Raw genomic sequence first — 8,195 nt, forward strand, 5'->3', positions numbered from 1 at the left:
CATTGACTATATTAACGGGATAATATATAATTAAGCACAGTATTAAGTCGAGATTGCTGTAAGAAGGTGACTGCAGGACAAACCCCTCACACCTTTTACCATACATACAGCGTTTGAGAATCAAACAACGTTTTAGATTTATAAAAATCCTTAGGTCTATTCTTTAGGTTTAGCTGTATAGATGTCCGTACCCTTCCAAAATTCGCCTATCTTTAGCTTTAATTCCTTAAGCATCCTTTGCTTATTTCTGCATGTGACTTGGGTATCGATTTTGTACTCACCAACCACTAATCCGTCCTGATGCCTAGCTGTGCACCCACGCTCGAAGACGTCATGTTTAGCGATCCAGGCTTTTATTTGTTCAAGCTGGCTTTGGCTATTCCGGTCTTGGTCCTCTGATTTAGGCTTGCATGCCTGATTATTCTTATCTAATGGCATTATGGCTATGGTTGCGTACCTAACATCGTTTGGCCTAATTACTATGCTCTTCTCCCAGTTAGTCCACGTAACATCACGATAACTCCACGTAACATCTTGCCAATCATGGTACTCATTACTAGGCGCATGGTATTCGTCAGGACGTTTAACAGGCCACTCAGTGATCTTGATCTGAAACGTGCAGTCCTCAGCTGCAACAAAGCCACTGTTCCTAACACTAAGCCTTAAGTAACCGATATTTTGAGTATCCGTTTTTTGTATTTGTAACTGATCTTGACACATGCACGGCGGTGAATAAGTAGAGAGTATAGGTTTTCTACTATCTTCTTCTCTAGGAACTTCAATTCTTAGGATCGGAACGGCCACATAACTATTGTAAATGAAAGGTGCTATGGTAACAATAGCTATAAGAACGCCTGTGAATATATTAGGTCCAACCTCTTTAGCTAGATAAACATCAACTCCAATAAGAGCAAGGAATGAAATAATCCAAATTAAAAAACGCCGGAAATAGGTGTCAATAAACCAATCCTTGATGTTCTGCAACCTTTCCTGTAGAGAGGTAACCATTCACAAACCCCGTTCAAGCTCAAAGATTTAATGTTTATGACGAGGTTTTAAGTTTTATGATGAGTTAACAGGTCTTCGATGAGTTTATCATCCTCTGTTACTTTGCTCCTTTCACGAACAAATAGTCTAGTCGTAAAAGCTTTTCATGTATTAATAACCTAGAGCCGACTGGGAAGTTAACATAGACATTGACTTGATAATTGTCACTTATGATTGTTCAAGAGCTTTGGACAAAACCAAGATAATGCCTAACACATAATATTCCCATAGTATTTTTTGAGACCTGTTAAGCTTAGAGCGGCCAAAACAGATGCTTCAAACACTTAGCTTTGTGGTTTTAAATTAGTTCAGCGTCAAAAGAGCGCTCGAGTGAAAGAAGGATTGAAGATATAAATATAAGTCTACTGATAGAATTACTTTATTATAAATAGTATGAATTGTGTAAGCCGGTCTAAAATTAAAATAAATTGACATTCCTAATGTAAGACTCGTTAATATTATTATAACTTAGTGCCACTTTTTGAATTTGCATAAATTATTTTGTATATTATTCAAGTCATTTTCACTTTCTCTAAATCATACACATTAGTATCCAACTAGCAGTTAACTCTGCCTAAAGTCTTGAGGTTCATATTATTCCATGAGGCAAAGCATAGCCTTATTACGTGTGACAGAGCTGGTTGAAGCGGAATGGCAACCAATTTTTGGACTCTTGACAAAATTATTATAGTGAGCAGTAGTTGCAGACGACTCTTGTAACTTCTGCGTCGTTTCTACACAAGTAGAAATACTTCCATAGTTCTATGTACCACTAGAAATTGTCCAAAGTAGCACAAATGAAGAAAAGCAATAGAAATTTCATAAAATATCTTGTAAGATTTCTCTTAACTCATATAACTTTTTGCCTAAAGCTTTGGCATTATCATATTTTTCTTTATCTATGTTATTTTCCAGGTATTTAGAAACAATATGCCTATTTTCACTATTAATTTCAAGAGCCTTAATTTTACCTTCTCTAATCCACTTAATTACGCCACTCCTACTCATGCTAAATATCTCAGCAACCTCTCTAGGCATTAAGTCCAAACATTAATTAAAAATAACTAAAAGTATTTAAAAGTTACGCTAAAAAAACATTATAATCTTTAAAAAATATCAAAACTTTTATTTTAGAACTAGAATTTTTTAGCAGGTGGTAAAAGTGAACGACCTAATCTCCATTATTTTAGGAATAATACAAGGAACTGCTGAGTGGTTGCCTATAAGTAGTAAAACACAGGAACTTATTGCATCCCACTATTTGCTAGGCTTAAACGTAAGCACTGCTTACACCTTTGGTTTATTTATGGAATTAGGATCAATTGGCTCTGCACTAATTTATTTCAGGCACGACGTTAAGAGAGTTTTATATGATAAATTTCTCTTAAAATTTTTGGTCGTGGTAACCAATATTCACTGGGCTGATAGGAGTTCCTCTCTATATAATTTCGGATAAACTACTTCAAAACGCGTATAACCTTTCAATTCCGATGATACTTTTAGGAATAGCATTAATAGCCGATGGAATTTACATTAGGTACTCAAGATCTAGAACGAGAGAATTTAAGAACTTATCCACAAAGGAAATGATATTAATAGGCATAGCACAAGGAATTGCCGCACTACCCGGAGTGAGTAGGTCAGGGATGACTGTTTCGACAATGCTAGTTTTAGGAATAAATCCTGAAGACACATTTCACTACTCTTACTTAGCTTATATACCGGCAGCAATAGGCGCAGTAGGAGCTACTCTTCTCTTTACAAGGCACAACGTCAATTATGTGGTATCATTAATTGGCATTAATGGAATAGTTCTTACGGTGATTTCAGCCTTGCTTACTGGTCTTGTTGTAATAAGCTTTCTCCTAAAAATTGCTAAGACTAAGAAGGTTTACCTAATTGACTTCATGTTGGGAGCAATAGCTATTCTAGTTAGCGTGTTAGGGTTAATATTGGGCTAAAAGGCTCTTGATATATTTCTATTTAGAACCTATAGTTGCAAAATATTACGGCTCAATTGACGGAATAATAGCGCTTCTAATAAACTTTCTTAGAGAACAATTAACTTTCTCACTAGTTCCATTTTAAAATTAAGATTTAATTAAATGCATAGCGGTAGGAGGTGCAACTTCTATGGATTAGGTTTCTATGTAGGTGTTTTAAAATACTAATACGGAATAAGCGTGATGATTAATGGTGGCATCCTTACTCTCACACTTTTATGCTCCCCTTAATTCTCTCTCTTTAGAAGCTTCATATAAAGTATTCCGCTCATAGCTTGAAATATTCCACCTATAAATAATGGTATTGGAAGATCTATTTCCATTAGATATCCACTAAGTCCAGAACTCATTTGCGAAGCTCTAGTTGCTATACCTTCTGACCTCCTCCCCGCCCTAGAGGGCGAGGGTTCCTGCAAGGGCGGGGAGGTTTGGGACTACATCCCCTCTTCCCGAGGGTTCAATACCAGGCTGGGTCTCCAGCCCGTTACCCCTATCCCAGACGGGACTCGGGGTTATGAGTATGTTGAACGCCCCCACTAGGTCTGCATTGAACGCTTTGTCTAACTTGGTGCATTTGAATAGCCCACGCTTAATTCTTTTCCCACATCCCTCGCCGTGGATTGGGCACTTAGACGATGTATATGCCTCATCTACGTAGACTACTGTTATCCCATACTCCTCTGCAACCTCGTAGATTCTCCTCAGTAGGTAGCCGTACGTCCAAACGTGGACGTTGCTGAAGTTCCCATTCTCCTGTGCAATGTACTTAGGATAACCGACCTTGATGACTGAGACCCCAACACTGTGCAACCATTCAATTGCTTTCCTAACCCTTGAGTCAATATAGGCTTTGACCTGCCTCTTCCACTTGGAGTACATGAACCTAAGCCTCCTAGATGTCTTCAAGCCATACTTGTTCAGCGTTGACTGATACTCGGCAATCCTCATCCTCCAGTAGTGGGACATCACTTTAAGCGGTCTACCATTAACAAGCTTTGTCAAACCGTTCTCAACGTATACAGCCATCAAGTTATTAATGCCGATATCGATGCCTGCTACTATATTGCCTCTCGGCTTCCTCGGAACGCTAGCCCAAACCCCTCTAACAGCTTTTTCGCTTACATCAAATGATATGTGAGCATACCACTTACCCCTGTCTTGGTCATAGCGTATCTCCAGCCTGCCCTGCTCTCCCTTCAGATGTATTAAGCCTTTGTACCTCAGTTCAATCCTTCCAATAGCTCCTAGTCCTTTGAGGATTATTTTATCGCCCTCTACCCTGTACTGATCTTTCCTGAGGACAGTCCACAGGGCCCTCTTACCGTTTTTCTTCTTGTAGCCTGGTGGATTGACTCTCATAATGAATGGTGGTAACTTGCCTTCCTTCTTGAGCTTCAGCATTTTGAAGAAGCCCCTCCAAGCCTCATCGTTCTTGTTTAGGATTTGCTGTGCTGTGGCAGAACCTATGAGTATCTTGTACTTCTCGTAATACTCTTTGTACGTCGCCTTGAGGTCTACTCCTTTCTTTTCGAAGAACATCCTCCTCCTAGCGTAGCTGACCTCGTTCCACAGCTTAGATGATAGACTGTAGAGTGGCTTCAGCCTCTCCTCAGAGCTCTTATCAACTACAAGCTCTACTATGCTAGTCCTCCTCATTTCTCCTTCCCCCATTGCTCCTCAACATACCTCTTGACGATATCAGCTGTCAAGTTTCCGACGGTTGCTACGAAGTAGCTCCTACTCCACAACTTCCCACGGACAATCTTAGTCTTCAGCTCTGGGAACCTCTGCAGTATCCTCCTAGCACTCTTGCCTTTAAGGTAGTTCACGATATAAGCTGGGGAGTGTCTTGGAGGGCATAGAGCAAACACATGGACATGGTCGGGCATAACCTCTATAGCTAATGGTTCACACCCCAGCTCTCTGAGTATTTCACTCAAGACCACTCTAGTGTACTCAATAACATCTCCCACAAGGATATCTCTGCGGTACTTGGGAATCCAAACAAAGTGATATCCACACCAGTACCTAGCATGCCTGGTACTCCTAAGCTTCATCCATTCTAGAGATTCGCCCTCCAAGGCACTCTCCAGAACACACTATAGGATACACACCTTATAGGCTTTTCTATCCATCCCCACCTTAAAAGGCGAGGCTTTCAGTTGTAAAATTTTAACAAATCTGTTTGAATAAGAATATTATACTGGAGAGTCGTACTGTAAGAAACGGTCAATCTTTGTGGAATCCCTATAACAGTTATGTTTACTGGTACAAATTCCATCATGTTTTCCATTATATTTCTGCATAACCGTTCGGATAAACTGTTATGTTAGTGTGAGGGTTTAACGTTAAAAGCTAAAGCAGCCAGCAAGTTCAAAATAAAGCGGTGTTTTCATTTGTAAAAATATTTTTATATGATGAGGAAACAATTAAATCGAAGATAAATTAATTATATAATTTTTCTTATATAAGTTCCAATAATTGAACCTATTATACAATAAATTCCTGTTAAAAGGATTGAGATTATTAAAAACAAGGATCCTGGTAAGCCAGCAACTGCACCAGCAAAATAAGCGATTTTAAATATAGGACCTCCCAAGGCAATATAATTAAATAAAAACAAAAGTGAAGAAATTATTCCACCAGAAAAAGAAGAAATTAATGCCTTTAAGTATTTTTTGCTGAATATTATCGATGGTATAAATCCAGCAATTACAGTTAATACCCATATCCCGCTAAAGAGAATTATATACCCTAGAATTAAGGTGATTACGAAAACAATTAAATACCTAAAGAAATCTCTCATTATATCACCCACTTGGGTTTAAAATTATTGTAGCAATTATATTAGACTGAGAAATATTATTAGGATTACTTGCAAAAATTAATGGAAGATATTCTCCTTTAATCCATATGGGAATATAATTATCATAATAATTACTTGCTGGATTTTCGCTTTGTCCCCCAGGATATACTCCATATGAATTGCTAAGATTTTTTAGATTTGCAATAAAGGTCCAGCTCTGCCCACCAGGGCCAGGAGATGTAGGTAGAGGACCCCCTCCGCCACCGCTTTGATCATTAATTGTAAAGTAATCACCTCCTAAGCCGCTTAATGGGCCCACACTTAATGCACTCGCACCAGTTAAGCTAGGCCAATAGAATCCATAAAAGTTGCCCCATGTATAATTTCCATTAGGATAATAGTTTTCAAGAAGCTTCATTGCACTTATAGTTGAATTAACTATTAACGAATCGATGCTTCCATTATATATTGGTGTTCCATTACCTGTTGATAAAATATGTATTAAATCTTCATCTAATGAGGCAAGTCCAAAAGTGTTTGGCCATGAGCCTCCTGCAGGCCCAGGTCTTATGTTTTCAAATTCTGGCCAGAAGCCTGTTTCATTAAACAGCTTATAAAATACATTGAAATAAGCTTCTGAATATATGTAAAACCAAATTGTTGCTGCTTTCGAATCGGGGCTCATAATATAATTCCAACTTTTTAAATAACTTAAAGCAGTTTTTGCATATGGATTAGATGAGTTCTCTAATGCCTTAATAATGGTTGGCATTGACCAAACTGCAGCTAAATCTGTTTCATTCCATTGTAAATTCATCATATCTTGAATACTTATGTTATTATGATATAATAAATAATTGTAAACAACCCAAGCCCTTGTTCCTGGAGAAAAGCTCATAGTATTTCCATACCAATATGGATAAGAAGGCCCGACTTGTCTTTGATTTGAACTAACTATTATGCCATCTGAAGGATTAAATACTTGAGGTATTTTTTGATATGGTATATAACCTCTTATAAATTCTTCACCGTTACCAGGCATTATAGCATCTGGACTATATGGTAATGAATTATTGTACATTGAAAATACAGGATATGTACCTGCAGATACATCTCCTATATTTTTATTAATATCTGCATAAGCAAAGTTTTGATAAGGTGCGTGCCAATTTTGAAGAGCATCATAAAATTCAGTCCAATTATGTGCTTGCGATATAGATAAAAGAACTCCAGGATCATTACTATAATTATTGGCTAACCAATCCATAACTAATGCAATGTTGCCTTTTTCTATCATTATTGGTCCCCAATTAGTCCAATTTAATTCAACACCATTAACATAATAATGTTCAATAGGATACCAAGTCTTATTAAAGTAATAATCAGTATTATTAACTGTCTGAATGAAAAAATATGTACCCCATGAAATTGATTGAACATCAGTTAAAGTCCATGCAATATATTGGTTGAAACCTATTACTGGAATTGGTAATCCGGGCAAAAATACGCCAAAGGCATCAAATCCTGGCGATTCTATTTGTGCTTCAAACCAAATGAAAGGCAAGGAAAATCCTAGCACGGGTCCTCCTACTAATATAGGATAAGTTGTTGATGTTTTATTTCCTGAAACAACAAATTCATTACTATGCCCATGAGGGTTAATAAAAGGTGGATCCCATTCATTATATAATTGATAGGCCATTTGTGCTATACTAGAGTTGATTGGCCATATATTTTCAATTTCTTTAGTTATTGTTTCATTAGGATTACCATTATAGCCTGCATAATATACTTGAGGTATTGGAGAAAATGGTTGAATTACTTTGTTTGTTAAATTACCCATTTTATAATACATTAAAGAAAGAATTAAAGCGTCATCACCAAATTCTAAACTCTCGGCCATGTATTGCTGAACTAGAAAAGTATCGATTGGAGTCCAAGGCTGTGGTTTATAATTTAAAAGAACAAACTCAAAAGGTAATTCATTATGAGCTTCTGCATAAGATATATAGTCATTAACACCTTGTGAATATGCTTCTAGCATCATAACAGTTTGATTGGCCATTTTATTTGTTTTTGCTAAAATAAGAGTTTCATTCCAATCTTTTTCAGCTGTTATCAAATTTCCGATTTTTAATTGAAACAAATCAGATGATTGATATGATGAGCCAAGTATTGGAGATAAGTTTCCTATCGAAGCCCTTCTTATTAAATCTAGTTGAAATAATCTGTTTTCTGCTTGTATAAAGCCGAAAGCTAAAAAGAGATCATGTAAATTGCTAGCATATATATGGTAAACACCGTTTTTATCAATTATTATTTTAACGGGATTGTATAAT

Annotated in this window: 7 protein-coding genes and 2 pseudogenes; 2 read left to right on the top strand and 7 right to left on the bottom strand. The window is 37.0% G+C overall.

Going from position 1 to position 8,195, the window contains the following annotated elements; genetic code table 11:
• Window positions 1-156 precede the first annotated feature (156 nt).
• Together RXO53_RS06995 and RXO53_RS07000 are read right to left on the bottom strand one after the other, a co-directional pair.
• Window positions 157-1,008 carry a hypothetical protein gene (locus RXO53_RS06995; protein WP_410713516.1) on the bottom strand — a complete coding sequence of 284 codons (852 nt, stop codon included), beginning with the start codon at window positions 1,006-1,008 and terminating at the stop codon, window positions 157-159.
• A gap of 972 nt (window positions 1,009-1,980) precedes the next feature.
• Window positions 1,981-2,085 (bottom strand): annotated as a pseudogene (locus RXO53_RS07000) (helix-turn-helix domain-containing protein); the annotation flags it as partial.
• Between the two features lie 124 nt (window positions 2,086-2,209).
• Here RXO53_RS07000 and RXO53_RS07005 point away from each other — a divergent pair.
• A pseudogene (locus tag RXO53_RS07005) lies at window positions 2,210-3,008 on the top strand (undecaprenyl-diphosphate phosphatase).
• A gap of 7 nt (window positions 3,009-3,015) precedes the next feature.
• Window positions 3,016-3,135, top strand: coding sequence for a LysO family transporter (locus RXO53_RS07010; protein ID WP_410713517.1), 120 nt, complete (start codon window positions 3,016-3,018; stop codon window positions 3,133-3,135).
• A gap of 142 nt (window positions 3,136-3,277) precedes the next feature.
• On the opposite strand, the gene RXO53_RS07015 is transcribed toward RXO53_RS07010, so the two are convergent.
• From RXO53_RS07015 to RXO53_RS07035, 5 genes are all read right to left on the bottom strand, one after another.
• Entirely contained in the window at window positions 3,278-3,400 is a 123-nt protein-coding gene (locus RXO53_RS07015; RefSeq protein WP_410713518.1) for a hypothetical protein, read from the bottom strand.
• Between the two features lie 43 nt (window positions 3,401-3,443).
• Window positions 3,444-4,721, bottom strand: coding sequence for an RNA-guided endonuclease InsQ/TnpB family protein (locus RXO53_RS07020; protein ID WP_410713519.1), 1,278 nt, complete (start codon window positions 4,719-4,721; stop codon window positions 3,444-3,446).
• Window positions 4,703-5,107 (bottom strand): IS200/IS605 family transposase, encoded by a 405-nt coding sequence (gene tnpA / locus RXO53_RS07025; RefSeq protein WP_410713522.1) that lies wholly within the window; start codon window positions 5,105-5,107, stop codon window positions 4,703-4,705. The genes RXO53_RS07020 and tnpA overlap by 19 nt, the downstream gene beginning before the upstream one ends.
• 392 nt (window positions 5,108-5,499) lie before the next feature.
• Window positions 5,500-5,856 (bottom strand): hypothetical protein, encoded by a 357-nt coding sequence (locus tag RXO53_RS07030; RefSeq protein ID WP_410713520.1) that lies wholly within the window; start codon window positions 5,854-5,856, stop codon window positions 5,500-5,502.
• Between the two features lie 4 nt (window positions 5,857-5,860).
• On the bottom strand, window positions 5,861-8,195 hold a 2,335-nt coding region (locus RXO53_RS07035; RefSeq protein ID WP_410713521.1), incomplete at its 5' end, for a penicillin acylase family protein.

It is taken from the genome of Caldisphaera sp. (genome assembly GCF_046536515.1).
Classification (GTDB): domain Archaea; phylum Thermoproteota; class Thermoprotei_A; order Sulfolobales; family Acidilobaceae; genus Caldisphaera.